This is a genomic window from Micromonospora sp. NBC_01739, assembly GCF_035920385.1.
Lineage (GTDB): Bacteria > Actinomycetota > Actinomycetes > Mycobacteriales > Micromonosporaceae > Micromonospora.
Genome location: NZ_CP109151.1, coordinates 4,829,379 through 4,848,153 on the forward strand (window position 1 = coordinate 4,829,379; position 18,775 = coordinate 4,848,153).

Consider the following 18,775-nt stretch of genomic DNA (forward strand, 5'->3'; position numbering starts at 1 on the left):
CCCGTGGTGGCACCGGCGCTGGTCAGTGGGGGATGACGATGCCGCCTTCGATCGCGACGGCGGCGATGTCGGAGCGGTGATGCGAGCCTTCCAGGGTCACCTCGCGTACCAACTGGTAGGCCGCATCGCGGGCGGCGGCCAGGTTCTCGCCGGTGGCCGTACCGCAGAGGACCCGGCCCCCGGCGGAGAGCAAGGCGCCGTCGGGGTCCTGACGGGTGCCGGCGTGGATGATCCCGGGGCGGTCCGCCCCGGTGATCACATCACCGGTACGCGGCTTGGCCGGGTAACCCTCGGCGGCGACCACCACGGTGACGGCGGCACCGGGACGCCAGCGCAGCGGCGGGTGCTCGGCCAGGGTGCCGGTGGCGGCGGCGTGCAGCAGCCCGGCCAGCGGAGTCTCCAGCAGAGCCAGCACCACCTGGGTTTCCGGGTCACCGAAGCGGGCGTTGAACTCGATCACCCGAGGGCCCTTGGCGGTGATCGCCAGCCCGACGTAGAGCAGACCGGCGAAGGGGGTGCCCCGGCGACGCATCTCGGTCAGGGTCGGGTACACCACGTCGCGCATGACCTCGTCGACCAGACCGGCCGGGGCCCAGGGCAGCGGAGCGTACGCCCCCATGCCCCCGGTGTTCGGGCCGGTGTCGCCGTCGCCGACCCGCTTGAAGTCCTGGGCCGGCAGCAGCGGCACGGCCGCGTCCCCGTCCGTCACCACGAACAGCGACACCTCGGGCCCGGCGAGGTACTCCTCGATCACCACCCGACCGCACTGCCGGGCGTGCTCCAGTGCCGCCGCCCGGTCCTCGGTGACGACGACCCCCTTGCCGGCGGCGAGCCCGTCGTTCTTCACCACGTACGGCGGGCCGAACTCGTCGAGCGCCCGGCCGACGCTCTGCTCCTCGGTGCAGGTGTAGGCCCGTGCGGTGGGGACTCCGGCGGCGGTCATCACGTCCTTGGCGAAGGTCTTCGACCCTTCCAGCCGGGCCGCCTCGCCGCTCGGGCCGAACACCGGGATGCCCTTGGCGCGTACCGCGTCGGCTACCCCGGCGACCAGCGGCGCCTCCGGCCCGATCACCACCAGGTCCGCGGCCACCTCGACGGCGAGCGCCGTGACGGCACCCGGATCGACGATGTCCACCGACCGCTGTTGGGCGACCTGCGCGATCCCGGGGTTACCCGGCGCACAGATCAACTCGGAAACGGACGCATCCTCGGCAAGCCGCAGCGCGAGCGCATGCTCCCGCCCGCCACCACCCAGCAACAAAACCCGCACGACCCGGAATCCTACCCACCCCCACCCCGACCCCTGTTGATCAAGAGGTTTACGTCTCAGATCCGGCTAACCGAGACCAAACCTTTCGATCAACACGGAAAGGGGAGAGGGGGTCAGGGAAGGAGGGGATGGCGGGTTACGTTTTCTTCGCGGCCGGGGCCTACGCCTACCACTGAGACCTTGGTGTTGCAGAGTTCCTCGATGCGGGCGATGTAGCGCCGGGCGTTCTCCGGGAGGTCTTCCTCGGTCCTGGCCTTGGTGATGTCCTCCGACCAGCCGTCGTGCTCCTCGTAGATCGGGGTGGCATGGTGGAAGTCGGTCTGGGTCATCGGCATGTCGTCGACCCGCTTGCCGTTGATCTCGTACCCGACGCAGATGGGGACCGTGGCCAGGCCGGTCAGCACGTCCAGCTTGGTGATCACCAGGTCGGTGACGCCGTTCAGGCGGCAGGCGTAGCGGGCGACCACGGCGTCGAACCAGCCGCAGCGACGTTCCCGGCCGGTGGTGGTGCCGTACTCGTGGCCGACCTTGCGCAGGTGGGCGCCGTTGTCGTCGAACAGTTCGGTCGGGAAGGGGCCCGAGCCGACCCGGGTGGTGTACGCCTTGCTCACCGCGATCACCTTCGTGATGGCGGTCGGCGGGATGCCCGCGCCCACACACGCCCCGCCGGCCGTCGGGTTCGACGAGGTGACGAAGGGGTAGGTGCCGTGGTCCATGTCGAGCATGGTGGCCTGGGCACCCTCCAGCAGGACGGTGTCGCCCCGGTCCAGGGCGTCCCAGAGCATCGACCGGGTCTCCGCGATGTACGGCCGCAGCCGCTCCGCGTACTCCAGGTACTCCTCGATGGTGGCGTCCAGGTCGATGCCCTTGCGGTTGTAGACCTTGAACATCACCTGGTTCTTCTCGCGCAGCGCGAGTTCCAGCTTCTTGCGCAGGATGCCCGGGTCGAGCAGGTCCTGCACCCGGATGCCCATCCGGGCGACCTTGTCGCCGTACGCGGGGCCGATGCCCCGGCCGGTGGTGCCGATGCGGGAGCTGCCCAGGTAGCGCTCCACCACCCGGTCCAGCGCCCGGTGGTGCGGCATGATCAGGTGTGCGTCGCCGGAGATCCGGAGCCGGGAGACGTCGACGCCCCGCTCGGCCAGCCCGTCGATCTCGCTGAGCAGCACCTTCGGGTCGACCACCACACCGTTGCCGATGACGATCACGGCGTTCGGGGAGAGTGCCCCCGAGGGCATGAGGTGCAGGGCGTACTTCTGGCCGTCCGGGGTGATCACCGTGTGGCCTGCGTTGTTGCCGCCCGAGTAACGGACGACGTAGTCGACCCGCTCACCCAGCTGGTCGGTAACCTTGCCCTTGCCCTCGTCGCCCCACTGAGCGCCGAGGAGCACGATCGCTGGCATCTTCTCGCCTCCAGAAGGCTCGGGTGCCAGATGGCGACCGGTCAGCGAGCCCGGGGTGTCAGGTTAACAAGTAGTGACGGCACGACCGGCAGGGGTCGCGCGATAAGCAGGAGGAGCTACCCGTGTACGACGTGGTGCTGCTCACACTGGGCTCGGAGCGGGACGCTCCCGGAGCTGGGTGCGGCAGCGGCGAAGCCTGCTGTGGCGGTGCGGTGACGGCGGCTGCCAAGGACCGTGAGGAGCGTTGCGAGACCCCCCGCGTACCCGTGTTGGCCTGTGCGGACGCGCTGACCGCCCGGGGTGCCCGGGTCGAGACGGTGACGGCCCGGTCGGACGCGGAGATCGACGAGGTGCTGGCCCGGCTCGACGGCCCGGCCCGGCCCGACGGCCTCACCTGGCCGGATCCGGACTCCAAGACCCGCCTGGTGGTGGCCGTCGCCGGTGACGCACAGTTGCGCGCCGTGCTGCGCCGACTGGTCCGGCGGTACGCCCCACCCCCCAGCCGTCGCCCGGCGGACCTGGCCGGCAACCGGACCGTGCCGGACCTGCCGCCGATCGGCGTACTGCCGCTGGACCCGGCCCGCAGCACCACCCACCGTGACCTGGCCGCGCAGCTCGGCCTGCCGCGCGACCCGGCGGGGGTGGCCGCCGCGGTACTCGACGGCACCCCCCGGCGGCTCGATCTGCTGCGCAACGACGGCGGCTCGGTCACCCTGGACGGCGCCCTGCTCGGGGCGGCCAGTGAGGACGGGCGACCCCTGCACTGGCGCGGCCGGGTCGAGGTCGACGACGCCGTCCTGTCCAACGGCGACGATCCCCTGCTGGCCTGCGTGATCGGCAACGCAGGGGGCTACGCCCGGCTCGACGAGGTAACCCTGCTGGCCGACCCGGATCCGACCGACGGGCTGGTCGAGGTGGCGGTGGCCGTACCGGTGGTCACCCGGTCCCGGCTGGGCCGTCGGCGGGTACGCCTGGAGGTACGCCGGGCACGTGGCCGGGCCGCCTCCGTGCTGCCCCGCGACGATGCCGCACTGCCCTACCTGGACGACGGTGTGCAGGCTGAGTTGACCCGTAAGCGGTCCTGGTGGACCGAGCCGGGGGCCTGGGCGGTCTGGACCGCCTGACCGCGTCCCGCACCGGCGGCCGAGATCGGCCGGTGGGCCTATCCTCGGCTGGAGGAATGGGGAGGAACCGTGGTGGACGAGAACGCCGACCGGGTGCCCGCGCCCGGCCAGCATGGGGTGCCGGAACGGGACATCGAACCACTCTGGCCACCGGACCAGATCGACGGCTTCGGCGCGTCCGGATGGGATCCACCGCCGCCCGCCGCCACACCACCCGGTGTCCGCCCGACCACACCACCCGGCGTACATCCGGCCACGCCGCCCGGCGTACACCCGGTGCCCTCGGCCACCCAGCCGGGGGTGCCGGGCGGGTACCCGAACGCCGTACCCCCCTCGCCGGCCGACTACCCCTCGCTGACCGGCGGGCCGGTCGCCAGCGGTTGGGCACCGGCCACGGCCAACCAACCGGATCCGGGGGTGCCCGCCGGTCCGGACTTCGCCGCGTCGGGCAGCGCATGGGGGTCGGACACGGACAGCGCCGGCACCACCGCCGGATCGGGCAGCGCTTGGGGTCCAGGGGCTGAGGGCAGCGCTTGGGGGCCGGGGGCGGACAGTGCCGGCACCGCCGCCGCGTCGGGGCGGGCCGTGGTGCCCGTCGGGCCTCAGCCGGAGGCCGGTCAGGTCGACCTGAACCTGCCGTTCACCCTCGACCCGCCGACCGTCCTTACCCCGAACCGGGAGGGTGCGGCGTCCACGGCCAACGACAACGCGGACCCGGCTCACCCGGACTCCGCGCCGGAGACCGCTCCGGACGGCGGCGAGCCGACACCGGCCCGACCGACGGCGGAGTCCCCCTGGGCGCAACCACCGCAGCGGTCCGGTGCCGCCACCCCGCCGGAGACCGGCGAGCGGGGGGTGGCCTCCGCGGTCACACCACGCCCCACCTGGGCCGGACGGGCCCAGCCGCTGCCGCCGATTCCCACCGCCCCCTTCTCCGGCGCCGCGATACCCCCGCAGCCCGGCCCGGCGGTACCCCCACAGCCCGGCCCGCATCAGCCCCTCACCCCGGCACACCCGCACGGTGACCCCTCGGCCCACCAGGGCGGCGACTCCTCGGCCCAGCAGGGCGGCTATGCCGTGGCACCGCAGCACGGTGAGCAGGGACGGCACGCGGCCTCGGCGCAGCACGGCGACCCGGAGGCCGTCGAGTCGCCCGTACCCCAGCCAGGGCCGCCTCTGACGGCCACCGCCCAGGTGCCGCCCTTCACGGCCGCAGCGCAGGTGCCAGCGCCCTCGGCCGACGGTAGGACGCCCGTCGCGCCCCCTCCCGGGCCGGCCGCACCCCAGGTCGGGCCGGGAGCACCCCAGGTCGGGCCGGCGTATGCGACCCCGCCCGGTCCCTTCCCACCACAACCGGCCTGGCAGCCGGCGCCCTGGCAGCAGCAGGGCCCGCCGGCGGCCACCGCGCCGTATCAGCCGGTGGAGACCGCCTCCCGGACCCCTCCCGGGTACGCCGACCAGGGTTGGACCCAGGAGACCGGCGGGGCACCCACCGCGGAGGACTTCGCCCGGCGGCGGCAGGTACGCCCCACCGAACCGGTGGCGACCATCGGGCTCCGCGCGGTGGTCAACAAGACCGGCCTGGTGAAGCTGCCACCGGGTCGGCACGAGCTGGAACTCAAGCGGGACATCGAGATGGTGCGGCGCAACTTCGGTGGGCTGCGTCAGGTCACCGTGGTCAACCCCAAGGGTGGGGCCGGCAAGACGGTGGCCATCCTGCTGCTCGCCATGACCTTCGGGCAGAAGCGTGGCGGTTACGTGCTGGCCTGGGACAACAACGAGACCCAGGGCACCCTGGGGATGCGGGCCCAGCAGGACTTCCACTCCCGTACGGTGCGGGACCTGCTGCGTGATCTGGGGCAGTTCCACGGGGCGCACGGCCGGGTCGGGGACCTGTCGCAGTACGTCCGCTCGCAGGGCGAGGGCATGTTCGACGTGCTGGCCTCGGACGAGTCCGCTACCGGTGGCGAGATGCTCACCGCCGCGGCCTTCGGTGAGATCCGCGAGGTGGTCAGCCGGTTCTACAAGTTGATCTTCGTGGACACCGGCAACAACGTCCGGGCGCAGAACTGGCAGGCGGCGATGGACGCCACCGATCAACTGGTGGTCACCATGTCGGCCCGTAACGACTCGGCCGAGACCGCCGCCCGGATGCTCGACCACCTGGAGCAGAGCGGACGGCAACGGCTGGTCCGGCAGGCGGTGACGGTGGTCTCGATGCCGCCCTCGCGCAAGGAGATCGACCTGCCGGCCATCCAGGAGCACTTCGCCGCGCGCACCCGGGCGGTGCTGCTGGCCCCGTACGAGCGGCTCATCGACACCGGCGAACCCATCCGATACGCCGGACTCTCCGCGGCCACCCGAGACGCCTGGCTAAAGATCGCCGCAGCGGTCGCCGAGGGCCTGTAGACCCGGGCGGGAGCGGCGCGCTCGATCCGGGATCGAGTGGCTTCCAGAGCGCGGGAGACCACTCGATCCGGGATCGAGCGCGATCATGCCTGGCGGCGTCAGCGTCGCAGTGCGGCCAGGTGGGTCAGTTGCTGGCCAGGGCGTCGGCGGCGGCCGGGTCGCAGTCGCGGAGGAACTGGGCACAGCGGGCCGCCTCGTCGGCCTCGCCGATCTCGTCCGCGGCCCGGGACAGCACGTACAGGCACCGCAGGAAGCCCCGGTTCGGCTTGTGCGACCAGGGCACCGGACCGTGCCCCTTCCAGCCGTTGCGGCGCAGCTGGTCCAGGCCACGGTGGTAGCCGGTACGGGCGTACGCGTACGCCGTGACGGCCTGGTCCTCGGCGAAGGCCCGGGTGGCCAGTGCCGCCCAGGCGGCGCTGTGGTTCGGGAACCGGCCCGCCGCGGCGGTGTACGCCTCGTCGCTGCCGGCCTGCTCCGCCGCCGCCAGGGCGGCGTCGGCCTCCTCGTGGGCGGGCAGGAGGGTGGCGGGTGGCTCAGGTAGGAGGTTCTGCATCGCCCCATTCAACCCGCTTCGCGCGAGGGTGTGCGAGCGGGTCCGGCAGGCGCGCCGACCGATCGGCCCACAGGCCCCGGTCAGGCCGCCGGAATCCGGGCCGGGGCCGCTCGGCGCGGGTTGAACCGGCCGGGCAGGATGACCGGGTGCCGACCCCACCCCCCGCGGACGTCATCGAGCCGCACACCTGGACGAACGAGATTCAGACCCGGGCCGAATTCGATCGGCGGCTGGCCGGCGGAAGCCTGGTCGGGCTGACCATTCAAGGGCTTCGGCTGGATCTGGCGCCGGTCCCCGACTTCACCTCCGTCGAGGTGGCCGGGACCCTCTTCGTCGGCTGCCGCTTCGCCTCCCGACAGGTCGGCGCCGACCTGGTCCGGCGCGGCGCCAACGTGGTGCCCCCCTTCTCCGGGCTGCCCTACCCGACCCAGCCGCCGCACCTCTACACCCCGGAGGAGCTGGCCGCCGGCTTCGCCGAGGGCGGCTACCAGGCGATGTACGACAACCGGGTGTACGCGCACTTCCGGGACCACGGCGGGGCTCTGCCCGACGTGCGGGAGGCCCTCAGCCAGCGGCTGCACGACCACGGGGTGGACAACGCCCTGGCCGACGCCACCCGCGCCTGGCTGACCGCGCACGGGCCGCAGTCGGTGGTGGGGGTGATGGGCGGGCACGCGGTACGCCGGGGCAGCCGGTCGTACCGGATGGCCGCGGTGCTCGGCCGGGAGCTGGCGCGGGCTCAGCGGCTGGTGGTCACCGGTGGGGGGCCGGGGGTGATGGAGGCCGCCAACCTGGGCGCCTACCTGTCGACCCGCCCGGCCGAGGACCTGACCGCCGCCATCGACCTGCTGGCCACCGCCCCCGACTACACCGACCACGACCGGTACACGGCGGCGGCCCTTCGGGTCCGGGAACTGTACGGCCGGTCAGTCACCCCACCACCGGAGGGCACCGATCCGCTGACGGCGTACCGGGCCGACTCGACCGAGCTGGCCACCGGTGACCTGGACTGGGCCCACTGCGGCGGGCTGGCCGTTCCCACCTGGCTCTACGGCCACGAACCGGCGAACCTGTTCGCCGGGCGGATCGCCAAGTACTTCTCGAACGCCATCCGGGAGGACACCATCCTGCGGCTGGCCCGAGGCGGAATCGTCTTCGCCCCCGGCCGGGCCGGCACGGTGCAGGAGGTGTTCCAGGCGGCTACCAAGACCTACTACGGCACCGACGGGGCCAGTGGGGCGTACGTCTTCCTGGACCGCACCTACTGGACGGAGGAACTGCCGGTGGAGGCCCTGCTGCGCCCGCTGCTGGCCGGCTCCCCGTTCGGTGACCTGTCCGGCACGGTGCACCTGACCGACGACGCCCACGAGGCCGTCCGGCTCCTGCTGCGGTAAGGAAGGGCACCTTATTAACGCCTCCGGTAGAGGAAGGGCCCCCTATTAACAAAGCGACGGCGGCCAGGGGCTCCGGGAGGGAGTCTGGCCGCCGTCGTCACGACGTCAGTGCGTCACTTGGTCATCGTGGTACCGGTCGAGCGCAGGTGCTCGCAGGCCTCCGCCACCCGGGCGGCCATGCCGGCCTCGGCGGCCTTGCCCCACACCCGCGGGTCGTACATCTTCTTGTTGCCGACCTCGCCGTCGACCTTGAGTACGCCGTCGTAGTTGCGGAACATGTGGTCGGCGACCGGGCGGGAGAAGGTGTACTGGGTGTCGGTGTCGATGTTCATCTTCACCACGCCGTAGTCCAGGGCCTCGCGGATCTCCGACAGCAGCGAGCCGGAGCCACCGTGGAAGACCAGGCTGAGCGGCTTCTCCTTGCCGTACTTGGCGCCGACCGCCTCCTGGATGTGCTTGAGCACCTCGGGGCGGAGCTTGACGTTGCCCGGCTTGTAGACCCCGTGCACGTTGCCGAAGGTCAGCGCCGCCATGTAGCGGCCCTTCTCGCCCAGGCCGAGCGCCTCGACCATGGCCAGGCCGTCCTCGACGGTGGTGTAGAGCTTGTCGTTGATGGCGTTCTCGACACCGTCCTCCTCGCCGCCGACGACGCCGACCTCGATCTCCAGGACGATCTTGCCCTTGGCTGCCTCGGCGAGCAGCTGCTCGGCGATCTCCAGGTTCTCCGCCACCGGCACGGCCGAGCCGTCCCACATGTGCGACTGGAACAGCGGCTCCTGGCCGGCCTTCACCCGCTCCTGGGAGATGGCCATCAGCGGCCGGACGAACTTGTCCAGCTTGTCCTTGGGGCAGTGGTCGGTGTGCAGGGCGATGTTGACCGGGTACTTCTTGGCCACCTCGTGCGCGTACGCGGCGAACGCCACCGCGCCGGTGACCATGTCCTTGATCGAGGGGCCGGAGAGGTACTCGGCGCCACCGGTGGAGACCTGGATGATGCCGTCGCTCTCCGCGTCGGCGAAGCCCTTGAGCGCCGCGTTGAGCGTCTGCGAGGACGTCACGTTGATCGCCGGGTACGCGTACCGGCCCGCCTTGGCGCGGTCCAGCATCTCGGCGTAAGCCTCGGGGGAAGCGATGGGCATGTCGAACGCTCCTTACTTGCCGCTGTCGGCCGTGCGGCCGCTGTTCTCCTTGCGTGCCGGTTTACGGCGCCTGAATCCAATGGGCACGCCGGACCGCGCTGTCCTCCGCGGGAAGTATCCCGTAGCTCACACAGCCGGGCACAACCGGGCCAGCGCGCCGGGGGTTCACCGTCGATCCATCGAGTCCGGCACGATGACACTGATCAGCCAGGTGACCACGGCCATCACGATGGCGCCCCAGAAGGCCGCCCAGAAGCCCCGGACATGGAACGGCAGGTCCAGCGACCCCGCTATCCAGTCGGTCAGCAGGAACAGCAGAGCATTGACCACCAGGGCGAACAGGCCGAGAGTCGCCAGGTAGAAGACACAGCCCACCACCTTGATGACCGGCTTGAGCACCGCGTTGATCACCCCGAAGATCAACGCCACGATGATCAGGGTGAAGGCGGTGTCGGAGAACCTGCGTCCGGTCACCTCGACCCCGGGCACGATCAACGTGGTGACCCACAGTGCGACCGCGGTCGTCGCCAGTCGGATGAGGAAGCCCACGACAACATCCTGGCACCGGGTAGCCGCCGGCGGGCCGGTTCGGCCCGACTGACCTGCGAGTACGGCGTACCCTCACGCGCCCGGCAGGTCGGTTCCCAGCGAGGTGCCGACTCAGCCCGTACGGTGGGTGGGAACTGTCCACCGATTACCCGGAGGCATCGAATGGGTCAGCCCGAAGAGGACTTCGCCCCCGGCGACCACCTCGGCCCGGAGGAGCGCGACCTGGAGGCTGAGCCGGCCGACGCCATCGAGCAGGCCGCCGTCATCGACCCCGCGCACGGTGAAGAGGAACCGCACCGCGGCTTCGAGGTCGACGACTGGGACGCGATGGAGCAGGCCCGGGTGGTCGCCGCCGACGAGGAGGACTACCGCTGACCCGAGAATCGGGGCGACGCAAGATCGATCGAGCTGACACCATGGGCCGGTGCTGCTGACCCTGACCACCACCCACCGGCCGGCGACCGACCTCGGTCACCTGCTGGTCAAGCATCCCGGTCGTACGCACGCCTTCGACCTGCCGGTCGGTACCGCGCACGTCTTCTATCCGCAGGCCGACGATGCACGCTGCACGGCCGCCCTCCTGCTTGAGGTCGACCCCACGAAGCTGGCCGCCGCGCGGGGCAGGGGTCGTGGGCGGCAGCCGACCACCACCCCGGCAGACTTCACCCTCGGGCGGTACGTCAACGACCGGCCGTACGCCGCGTCCAGCCTGCTCGCCTCCGCCCTGTCGCGGGTGTACCGGTCGGCCCTGCGGGGCGACTCCCGGGAACGCCCGGAGTTGGCCGCCACCCCCATTCCGCTGGAAGTCCGGGTGCCCGTGCTGCGCTGCCGGGGTGGCGCCGAGGTCGCCGCCCGGTTGTTCACTCCGCTAGGCTGGCAGGTCACGGCCACCCCCATCGCCTTGGACGAGGGGCACCCGCAGTGGGGTGACAGCCCGTACCTCGACCTCACCCTCACCGGCACCCTGCGGGTGGCCGAGGCCCTGCACCACCTGTACGTCATGCTGCCCGTGCTGGACGACGCGAAGCACTACTGGGTGACGCCGGACGAGGTGGACAAGCTGCTGCGGGTGGGTGCCGGTTGGCTGGCCGACCACCCGGAGCGCGCCTTGATCGTGCGCCGCTACCTGGCCCACCGGCGGGCGCTGGCCGCCCAGGCCCTGGAACGGCTGGCCGCACAGTGCCCCACGGACGAGCCGGGCGGCGAGGAGGAGGCGACCGACCAGCCGACCCCCCGGGCCTCCCTGGCCGCCCAGCGACGCGAGGCGGTGCACGCCGCGCTGGTCGAGGCCGGTGCCCAGCGGGTACTGGATCTGGGGTGTGGTTCCGGTGCCCTGCTGGCCACCCTGATCGGAGACCGCCGGTTCACCGAGATCGTCGGCACGGACGTCTCGACCCGGGCCCTGGACCTGGCCGCTCGTCGGCTGCGCCTAGACCGGCTCCCCGAGCGGCAACGCAACCGGGTCACCCTGCACCAGTCCGCCCTGACCTACCGGGACGAGCGGCTGCGCGGGTACGACGCCGCCGTGTTGATGGAGGTCGTCGAGCACCTCGATCCGCCCCGGCTGCCGGCGTTGGAGGACACCGTCTTCGGTCACGCCCGACCGACCACGGTCGTGGTGACCACCCCCAACGTGGAGTACAACCTCCGGTACGAGGGTCTGTCCGCGGGCGGCTTCCGGCACGGCGACCACCGCTTCGAGTGGACCCGTACGGAGTTCGCCGGGTGGGTGGACCGGGTCTGCACGACCTACGGCTACTCGGCGGTCGTACGCGGGATCGGCGAGGTGGACCCCGGGCTGGGGGCGCCGACCCAACTGGCCGTGTTCACCCGGACCTGAGTGTTAACAGGGGGCCCCTGCTCTACCGGAGGCGTTAACAAGGGGCCCTTCCTTTCAAGGAGGTGCGATGGCTGTACTGGATGTGCCTGAGCTGTCGCTGGTGGCGCTGGTCGGCGTCTCCGGGTCCGGCAAGTCCACCTTCGCCCGCCGGCACTTCGCGCCCAGCCAGGTGCTCTCCTCGGACGCCTTCCGGGCGATGGTCGCCGACGACGAGAACGACCAGTCCGCCTCGGCGGACGCCTTCGACGCGCTGTACTACGTGGCCGGCAAGCGACTGCGGGCCGGTCGGCTGACCGTCGTCGACGCCACGAACCTCCAGCCGCACGCCCGGGCCGCCCTGGTCCGGGTGGCCCGGGAACACGACGTCCTGCCGGTGGCGATCGTGCTGGACGTACCGGAGGAGTTGGCCTGGGCGCGTACCGAGGCCCGAGCCGACCGGACCTTCGGTCGGCAGGTGCTGGCCCGGATGTCCCGCGACCTGCGCCGGACGTACTCCCAGTTGGCTCGGGAGGGTTTCCGCAAGGTGCATGTGCTGCGGGGGGTCGAGGAGATCGAGGCCGCCCAGATCCGCATCGAGCGGCTGTTCAACGACCGGCGGGAGCTGACCGGGCCCTTCGACATCGTCGGTGACGTGCACGGCTGCCGCGCCGAGTTGGAGAGGCTGCTGGACCGGCTGGGTTGGCAGGTGCACCGCGACGAGGCCGGTCGGCCGGTCGACGCCACCCACCCGGCGGGGCGTACCGCAGTGTTCGTGGGGGACCTGGTGGACCGGGGCCCGGACTCCCCGGGGGTGCTCCGCCTGGTGATGGGCATGGTCGCGGCCGGGCACGCCCTCTGCGTGCCCGGCAACCACGAGCAGAAGCTGCTGCGCAGTCTGCGCGGGCGCACGGTGAAGGTGGCCCACGGCCTGGCGGAGACCCTGGAACAGCTGGCCGCCGAGCCGGCAGAGTTCAGCGCCGAGGTGGCCGCCTTCGTCGACGGCCTGGTCAGCCACTACGTGCTCGACGGCGGCCGGTTGGTGGTGGCCCACGCCGGGCTCAAGGAGGAATACCAGGGCCGGGCCTCCGGGCGGGTACGCGCCTTCGCCCTGTACGGCGAGACCACCGGGGAGACCGACGAGTACGGCCTGCCGGTGCGCTACCCCTGGGCCCGGGAGTACCGGGGTACGGCCACGGTGGTCTACGGCCACACCCCCACTCCGGAGCCGGAATGGGTCAACAACACCATCTGCATCGACACCGGCTGCGTGTTCGGTGGCCGGCTGACCGCCCTGCGCTACCCGGAACGGGAGTTGGTGGGGGTACCGGCGGAGCGTGAGTGGTACGCCCCGGTCCGCCCGCTGACCGCCGCACCCGCCCGACCGGACGAGGTGCTGGAACTGACCGATGTGGTCGGCCGCCGGCACATCGAGCACCCGTACGGCTCGCTGACCGTGCCGGCGGAGAACGCCGCCGCCGCGTTGGAGGTGATGAGCCGCTTCGCGGTCGATCCCCGCTGGCTGGTGTGGCTGCCGCCGACCATGGCGCCCTGCTCGACCTCGAAGCTCGACGGTTACCTGGAGCATCCGGCGGAGGCCTTCGCCGACTACCGGGCGGCCGGGGTGGACCGGGTGATCTGCGAGGAGAAGCACATGGGCTCCCGGGCGGTCGTGCTGGTCTGCCGGGAGGACGAGGGCGGCCCGTTCTCGCCGGGCCGCGGGGTGGTGCACACCCGCACCGGCAGGCCCTTCTTCCCGGCCGGGTTGGAGGCCGATCTGCTGACCCGGGTCCGGGCCGCAGTGTCCGCCGCCGGGCTGTGGGAGGAGTTGGACACCGACTGGCTGCTGCTGGACTGCGAGGTGTTGCCCTGGTCGGCCAAGGCCGAGGGACTGATCCGTGAGCAGTACGCGAGCGTCGGCGCCGCCGGTCGGGCGGCCTTGCCGGCCGCCTTGGCCGCGCTGGATGCGGCAGCCGACCGAGGGCTGGAGGTGGGGGCCCTACGCGAGCGGATGGCCGGGCGACGCGACGACCTGCTGGCCTACACGGCGGCCTACCGGGCGTACGTGCGTCCGACGGAGGGCCTGCGGGGCGTGACCCTGGCACCCTTCGCGGTGCTGGCGGGCCGGAAGGCCAGCTACGCCGACCGGGATCACGGCTGGCACCTGGCCCTGGCCGACCGGCTCTGCGCGGCGGACCCGGGGTTGTTCACCCCCACCCGTCGTCAGGTGGTCGACCTCTCCGACACCGAGGGGGTACGCGCCGCCACCGAATGGTGGTCGACCTTGACCGCCGAGGGCGGCGAGGGCATGGTCGTCAAGCCGTACGCCGGCCCGGCCGCCCGCAGCGCCAAGGGTGCCCTGCTCCAGCCGGGGATCAAGTGTCGAGGACGGGAGTATCTGCGCCTCATCTACGGCCCTAGCTACCTCGATCCCGGGCAGTTGGCCACCCTGCGGGGCCGGTCACTGGGCCGCAAGCGGGGCCTGGCCCTGCGCGAACACGCCCTGGGGCTGGCCGCGCTGGACGCCCTGGCCGAGGGGGCACCGCTGTGGCGCCGACACGAGTTCGTCTTCGCGATCCTGGCCTGTGAGTCCGAGCCGGTCGACCCTCGGCTGTGACCACGCCCGGCGAATGGATCACGTACCGGTAGCCTGGGTGCCCTTGCCGGAGGCCGTCCGGGTGACCTCCGGCGATCGACGGAACGGATTGTTCATGGCTTTGGGCGAACGGTTGGGGCACGGTGCACTGGGAGGTGGTCATCCCGCTGCTGATCGGCATGGTGCCCGGCGCACCCTAACAGTGGAAGGAGATCACCGGCCTGGTCCTCGCCGCGGTGGGCGCGTTCGCCTTGACCGGTCTGCCGCAGGCCACCCTGGATCCGCATCCGCTGATCGTGTTGGTGGCCGCGGCCGTGGCGGTCTGCGCCCTGGTGATGCCCGGGGTGTCCGGGTCGTTCCTACTGCTGACCGTGGGCCTGTACGAGCCGACGATCACCGCGTTGAACGATCGCGACTTCGGCTACCTGGCGATCTTCGCGACCGGCATGGTGATCGGCCTGTCGCTCTTCGTCAAGCTGCTTCAATGGTTGTTGGAACAGCACCGCCGGATAACCCTCGCGGTGATGTCCGGTGCCCTGCTGGGCAGCCTGCGGGCACTGTGGCCATGGCAGTCCGACGAGCGGAACCTGCACGCCCCGGGCGACAACATCCTGCCCATCGTCGCGCTGTTCCTGGTCGGGGTCGCCGTGGTCGCGGCGATGGTCCTCGCCGAGCGTCGACGGCTTCGTCGCGCGGCGCAGGACCTCACCGAGGAGGCGTACGCGACCTCACAGCTGCGCTGACCTCGCCGCCTGGTGGCTGCCCACGGTAGCCACCAGGCGGCGGCGAGTCAGCGAGCCTTCTTGGTGGCCCGCTTACGCGGCGGGGTCAGCAGGTCGGCGATCGTGGCGATCGCGCTCGGGACCAGTCGGTAGTAGGCCCACACACCGCGCTTCTCCCGCTCCAGCAAGCCGGCCTCGGTGAGGATCCGCAGGTGGTGGCTGACCGTCGGCTGGGAGAGGCCGAGCGGTGCGGTCAGATCGCACACGCACGCCTCGCCCTCTGGCGCCGACTGGATCAGGCTGAGTAGCCGCAACCGGGCGGGGTCGGCAAGGGCCTTGAGGACCCCGGCCAGCCGCTCGGCATCGGCACGTTCGATCGGCTCACCGGCAAGCGGCGAGATCTGAGGCATAGTCATTTCGGCCAACGCAGTTCCCACGTATTCCATCCTTCCACCAGCAGCATCGATCCGCCTGCATATCAGCAGATCCGAATCGGCAAACTTTTACGCCACAAGGCCGAGGTCAGCCAACGTATAGGCCGCCCGATAGGACAATCCGGCGGCTCGCACCGCATCGCCGGCACCACGGTCAACGATTACGGCCACCCCCACGACATCGGCCCCGGCCTCGCGAAGTGCTTCGACAGCGGTCAACACACTTCCACCGGTAGTGGAGGTGTCTTCCACCGCCAACACCCGACGACCGGCCACCTCGGGGCCCTCGATCCTCCGCTGTAGCCCGTGCGCCTTGCCCGCCTTGCGCACCACGAAAGCGTCCAACGGACGTCCGGGAGCGTGCAGCATCGACAGAGCGATCGGATCAGCGCCCAGAGTCAGACCACCGACTGCGTCGTACGACCAGTCGGCGGTCAGTTCCCGCATCACCCGGCCGACCAACGGTGCCGCCCGGTGATGGAGTGTGACGCGCCTGAGGTCGACGTACCAGTCGGCCTCCTGCCCTGAGGAGAGCACCACCCGGCCGTGGACCACAGCCAGGTCAGAGATGAATTTACGCAGGTCGTCGTGGTCCCCCATGGGGGTAGAGGGTACTGCTCATACCTGTACGCCGCGTGCGCGGGCTACCTGCGGCAACTCTTCCGGGCGACCGATGAATGACGATGCCCGTTACAGTGGGTCACCCACTGGCGCGGATCCGGTGATCCACTCCGGAATCGCGCGCTCCCGCCCAGCCGGTCAGCCTCGGTCCCGACCGATGCGGCCCCGGGTGTCCCGGGCCACCAGTTCGAGCAGTCGACGGGGTGCATGCCGCAAGCCGACCACCGCCAGCTTGTACTTCCACGACGGGACACTGATGAACTTGCCTTTTCCCAGGTCACGCAGGGCGTCGTCGACCACGGCCGGGGCGCTGAGCCACATCCATTCCGGGGTTTTCGACATGTCGATGCCGGCCCGTTGGTGAAACTCCGTACGGGTGTAGCCGGGGCACAGCGCCATCACTCGTACCCCGAAGGGACGCGCGGCCTGACCCACGGACTCGCTGAAATTGATGACCCAGGCCTTGCTGGCCGAGTACGTCGATCCCGGCATGAGGGCGCCGAATCCGGCCACGGAGGAGACATTAATCACTGCCCCACTGCGCCGCTCGGTCATCATCGGCAGCGCGGCCAGGGTCAGTCGCATGACCGCGTGCACGTTGAGCCGGAGCAAACGGGTCTCGTCCGCCACGGAAGACCGCAGGAATGAAGTATTCAGGCTGATTCCGGCATTGTTCACCAACAGCTCGACCGACGGGTCGGCGGCCAGGCGTTCCTCCACCAGCTCGCAGCCGTCGTCCGTGGACAGATCGGCGGTCAGGACCTCGGTCTGCACGCCGTACCGACCGGTCAACTCGGCGGCCTGAGCCGCCAGTCGGGTGCGGTCACGGGCTACCAGCACCAGGTGCCACCCGTCGGTGGCCAGTCGCTGCGCGAAGGCCGCTCCGATGCCGGCGGTCGCCCCGGTGATCAGTGCCCAGCGCCCGGCGTCCGAGGAGTCGGAGGAGGCTGGTTCGGGGGTCACGGAGTTACTCACCTCGGCGGTTGGGCAAACGGCGGATAGTGGTGCGGCGGGGGTGGTGGTCCCATCGGGGGCGGAGCGGGCGCCCGCACCGGTGGGGTGGGACGACGGAACGAGGCACCGACCGAGGGCAGCGCCAGCACTATGGCTACCACAAGGTAACCGAGCACCTGGCCGACCGAAAGGGTCACGGTGAGCGGAATCCACCAGGAGGGGTAGGCGTCCCCGATCAGCCCGAAGAGTTCCGCGGTGGCCTGGTCGTTGCCGAAATCTATCGGAGTGGCCCGCTGGAGGAGTTGCACCACGAGGCCGCAGCAACCGAACAGCATCCCGAGGCCGGCCACCACCCAGGTGCCCACCCGGGCACCCTGCCGACCCGCCGCCACGCCGAGGGCCAGACCGGCGAGGAGCAGCCCGGCCAGCCCACTGACCATCACCGACACCAGGATCGAGGTCCGCACCAGGGTGGCCATCATGTCCACCTCGCTGGCGCTCACCTGGGCACCGACGGCCGCCTCCCGCAGCCGATCTCCGACCCCACCGAAGATGAGCAGGCCGGCCAGGGCGTACCCGAGGGCCCCGATCGCCATCACCGCCAGCAGTGCCACGGCCAGCCAGAGCACCCTGGGCCGACGAACCGGCGCCTGTGCGGGGTACGACACGACGAGTCCCTCCGGTAGGCGTTCGGGAAGCAACCTACTCGGAGGGACCGTCACCGTCGTGACCTTCGGGCGTGTCGGGGCTCCGGAAGCGGGCCGGACCGTGCCGCTGACCCTAGATCAGCTGGGGTTGCCGCCGGGCGGCTGAGAACCCGGCGGGTTCGGTCCACCCTGGTCGCCGGGCTGACCGGAGGAGGGCTGACCGGGAATCGGCGGGTAACCGGGTTCGCCGGACGACTGCCCCGGCTGACCGGGCGGGGGCGGATAGCCGGGTTCGCCCGACTGGCCGGGCGGGGGCGGGTAACCAGGCTCGCCCGACTGGCCGGGTGCCGGCGGGTAACCGGGTTCACCCGACTGGCCGGGGTAGCCACCCGGCTGACCGGGGTAGCCGCCCGGCTGACCGGGGTGAGCGCCCGGCTGACCGGGGTAGCCGCCCGGCGCCGGGGGGTAGCCCGGGTAGCCCGGGGTGCCGGGGTAGGTGGCGCCGGGAGCCGGTGGCTCCCACTGGGGGGTCGGCTTGCGGAAGAACTCGTTGGCCTTCGGCAGGGCCAGCAGGATCAGCGCCGCCAGCAGCGAGATCAGGCTGATCACCCCGAGCAGGACGGTGACCGGGGTGACCCAGGAGGGCAGGGCCTCCTCGATCCGACGCTGGAGTTCCTCAGGGCTCGGCATGTCTCCGCTGGTGTCGGCCGGAGTGGTGAGGCCCCCACCCAGACCGCTGAGGAGGCTGAACCCGTTGCAGCAGAACAGGATGCCGCCCACGATCCAGGTGGCGATGCGCGAGCCGTTCTTGCCTCGCAGGTTCACCAGACCCAGACCGGCCACGGCCAGTGCCAACGCCAGGGTGAGCAGGGCGGTGCCGACACCGACGGCGACCGTCAGGTCCGCGATCCCCTCCAGCCCTTCGCCCCCACTGTCCCGTAGCGCGTCCTCCATCGCGTTGCGTACGTCGCCGATGGTGGCCAAGGTGATGATTGCGCTGATCAGCTGGCAAACTGCGAACAGCAATAGCAAATACGTGGAAATGCTCACCACACCCGGACGTGACCGGGTTGGGGTGCTCTGAGGATCGGCCATCTCTCTCCTTCCTTGCAACGCGCATCACCGTATCGGCACCCGACCAGTT

Annotated in this window: 17 protein-coding genes; 7 read left to right on the forward strand and 10 right to left on the reverse strand. The window is 71.3% G+C overall.

Annotated elements, in window-relative coordinates; all coding sequences use genetic code 11:
* Positions 1 to 22 precede the first annotated feature (22 nt).
* Both purD and OIE53_RS21895 read right to left on the reverse strand, forming a co-directional pair.
* Positions 23 to 1,270 carry a phosphoribosylamine--glycine ligase gene (purD, locus tag OIE53_RS21890; RefSeq protein ID WP_327023391.1) on the reverse strand — a complete coding sequence of 416 codons (1,248 nt, stop codon included), beginning with the start codon at positions 1,268 to 1,270 and terminating at the stop codon, positions 23 to 25.
* A 113-nt stretch (positions 1,271 to 1,383) separates the two neighbouring features.
* Positions 1,384 to 2,673, reverse strand: coding sequence for an adenylosuccinate synthase (locus OIE53_RS21895; protein ID WP_327023392.1), 1,290 nt, complete (start codon positions 2,671 to 2,673; stop codon positions 1,384 to 1,386).
* Between the two features lie 122 nt (positions 2,674 to 2,795).
* On the opposite strand from OIE53_RS21895, the gene OIE53_RS21900 reads away from it, so the two are divergent.
* Entirely contained in the window at positions 2,796 to 3,797 is a 1,002-nt protein-coding gene (locus tag OIE53_RS21900; protein ID WP_327023393.1) for a hypothetical protein, read from the forward strand.
* 627 nt (positions 3,798 to 4,424) lie between these two features.
* The gene (locus tag OIE53_RS21905) at positions 4,425 to 6,206 is read left to right on the forward strand and encodes a chromosome partitioning protein (protein WP_442791406.1); all 1,782 of its coding nucleotides are present in this window, start codon (positions 4,425 to 4,427) and stop codon (positions 6,204 to 6,206) included.
* A gap of 124 nt (positions 6,207 to 6,330) precedes the next feature.
* Here the strand turns inward: OIE53_RS21905 and OIE53_RS21910 are convergent, their stop codons facing one another.
* Complete coding sequence (locus OIE53_RS21910) at positions 6,331 to 6,759, reverse strand: DUF3151 domain-containing protein (protein WP_327023395.1); 429 nt, start codon at positions 6,757 to 6,759, stop codon at positions 6,331 to 6,333.
* A gap of 146 nt (positions 6,760 to 6,905) precedes the next feature.
* Between OIE53_RS21910 and OIE53_RS21915 the strand changes: the two genes are divergently transcribed.
* A complete protein-coding gene (locus OIE53_RS21915) occupies positions 6,906 to 8,153 on the forward strand; it encodes an LOG family protein (RefSeq protein ID WP_327023396.1) in 1,248 nt (415 codons plus the stop codon).
* 113 nt (positions 8,154 to 8,266) lie between these two features.
* Here OIE53_RS21915 and fbaA read toward each other — a convergent pair whose 3' ends face one another.
* Complete coding sequence (gene fbaA / locus OIE53_RS21920) at positions 8,267 to 9,292, reverse strand: class II fructose-bisphosphate aldolase (RefSeq protein ID WP_203221708.1); 1,026 nt, start codon at positions 9,290 to 9,292, stop codon at positions 8,267 to 8,269.
* A gap of 165 nt (positions 9,293 to 9,457) precedes the next feature.
* Positions 9,458 to 9,841 carry a phage holin family protein gene (locus OIE53_RS21925; RefSeq protein WP_327023397.1) on the reverse strand — a complete coding sequence of 128 codons (384 nt, stop codon included), beginning with the start codon at positions 9,839 to 9,841 and terminating at the stop codon, positions 9,458 to 9,460.
* A gap of 162 nt (positions 9,842 to 10,003) precedes the next feature.
* Here OIE53_RS21925 and OIE53_RS21930 point away from each other — a divergent pair, with 162 nt between their 5' ends.
* From OIE53_RS21930 to OIE53_RS21945, 4 genes are all read left to right on the forward strand, one after another.
* Positions 10,004 to 10,216, forward strand: a complete 213-nt coding sequence (locus OIE53_RS21930) for a hypothetical protein (protein ID WP_327023398.1) — start codon at positions 10,004 to 10,006, stop codon at positions 10,214 to 10,216.
* A 49-nt stretch (positions 10,217 to 10,265) separates the two neighbouring features.
* On the forward strand, positions 10,266 to 11,681 hold the full coding sequence (locus OIE53_RS21935; protein ID WP_327023399.1) for a 3' terminal RNA ribose 2'-O-methyltransferase Hen1: 1,416 nt from the start codon (positions 10,266 to 10,268) through the stop codon (positions 11,679 to 11,681).
* A 67-nt stretch (positions 11,682 to 11,748) separates the two neighbouring features.
* A complete protein-coding gene (locus OIE53_RS21940; protein WP_327023400.1) occupies positions 11,749 to 14,274 on the forward strand; it encodes a polynucleotide kinase-phosphatase in 2,526 nt (841 codons plus the stop codon).
* Between the two features lie 191 nt (positions 14,275 to 14,465).
* Positions 14,466 to 14,996, forward strand: a complete 531-nt coding sequence (locus tag OIE53_RS21945; protein WP_327027322.1) for an undecaprenyl phosphate translocase family protein — start codon at positions 14,466 to 14,468, stop codon at positions 14,994 to 14,996.
* 47 nt (positions 14,997 to 15,043) lie between these two features.
* Here OIE53_RS21945 and OIE53_RS21950 read toward each other — a convergent pair whose 3' ends face one another.
* The 5 genes from OIE53_RS21950 to OIE53_RS21970 form a co-directional block, all read right to left on the reverse strand.
* Positions 15,044 to 15,421, reverse strand: coding sequence for an ArsR/SmtB family transcription factor (locus tag OIE53_RS21950; RefSeq protein ID WP_007454255.1), 378 nt, complete (start codon positions 15,419 to 15,421; stop codon positions 15,044 to 15,046).
* A 57-nt stretch (positions 15,422 to 15,478) separates the two neighbouring features.
* The gene (locus tag OIE53_RS21955; RefSeq protein ID WP_327023401.1) at positions 15,479 to 16,009 is read right to left on the reverse strand and encodes an orotate phosphoribosyltransferase; all 531 of its coding nucleotides are present in this window, start codon (positions 16,007 to 16,009) and stop codon (positions 15,479 to 15,481) included.
* Positions 16,010 to 16,168: 159 nt separating this feature from the next.
* The gene (locus tag OIE53_RS21960; protein WP_327023402.1) at positions 16,169 to 16,993 is read right to left on the reverse strand and encodes an SDR family NAD(P)-dependent oxidoreductase; all 825 of its coding nucleotides are present in this window, start codon (positions 16,991 to 16,993) and stop codon (positions 16,169 to 16,171) included.
* Positions 16,994 to 17,001: 8 nt separating this feature from the next.
* A complete protein-coding gene (locus OIE53_RS21965) occupies positions 17,002 to 17,652 on the reverse strand; it encodes a hypothetical protein (RefSeq protein ID WP_327023403.1) in 651 nt (216 codons plus the stop codon).
* A 117-nt stretch (positions 17,653 to 17,769) separates the two neighbouring features.
* Entirely contained in the window at positions 17,770 to 18,615 is an 846-nt protein-coding gene (locus tag OIE53_RS21970) for a hypothetical protein (protein ID WP_327023404.1), read from the reverse strand.
* Positions 18,616 to 18,775 lie beyond the last annotated feature (160 nt).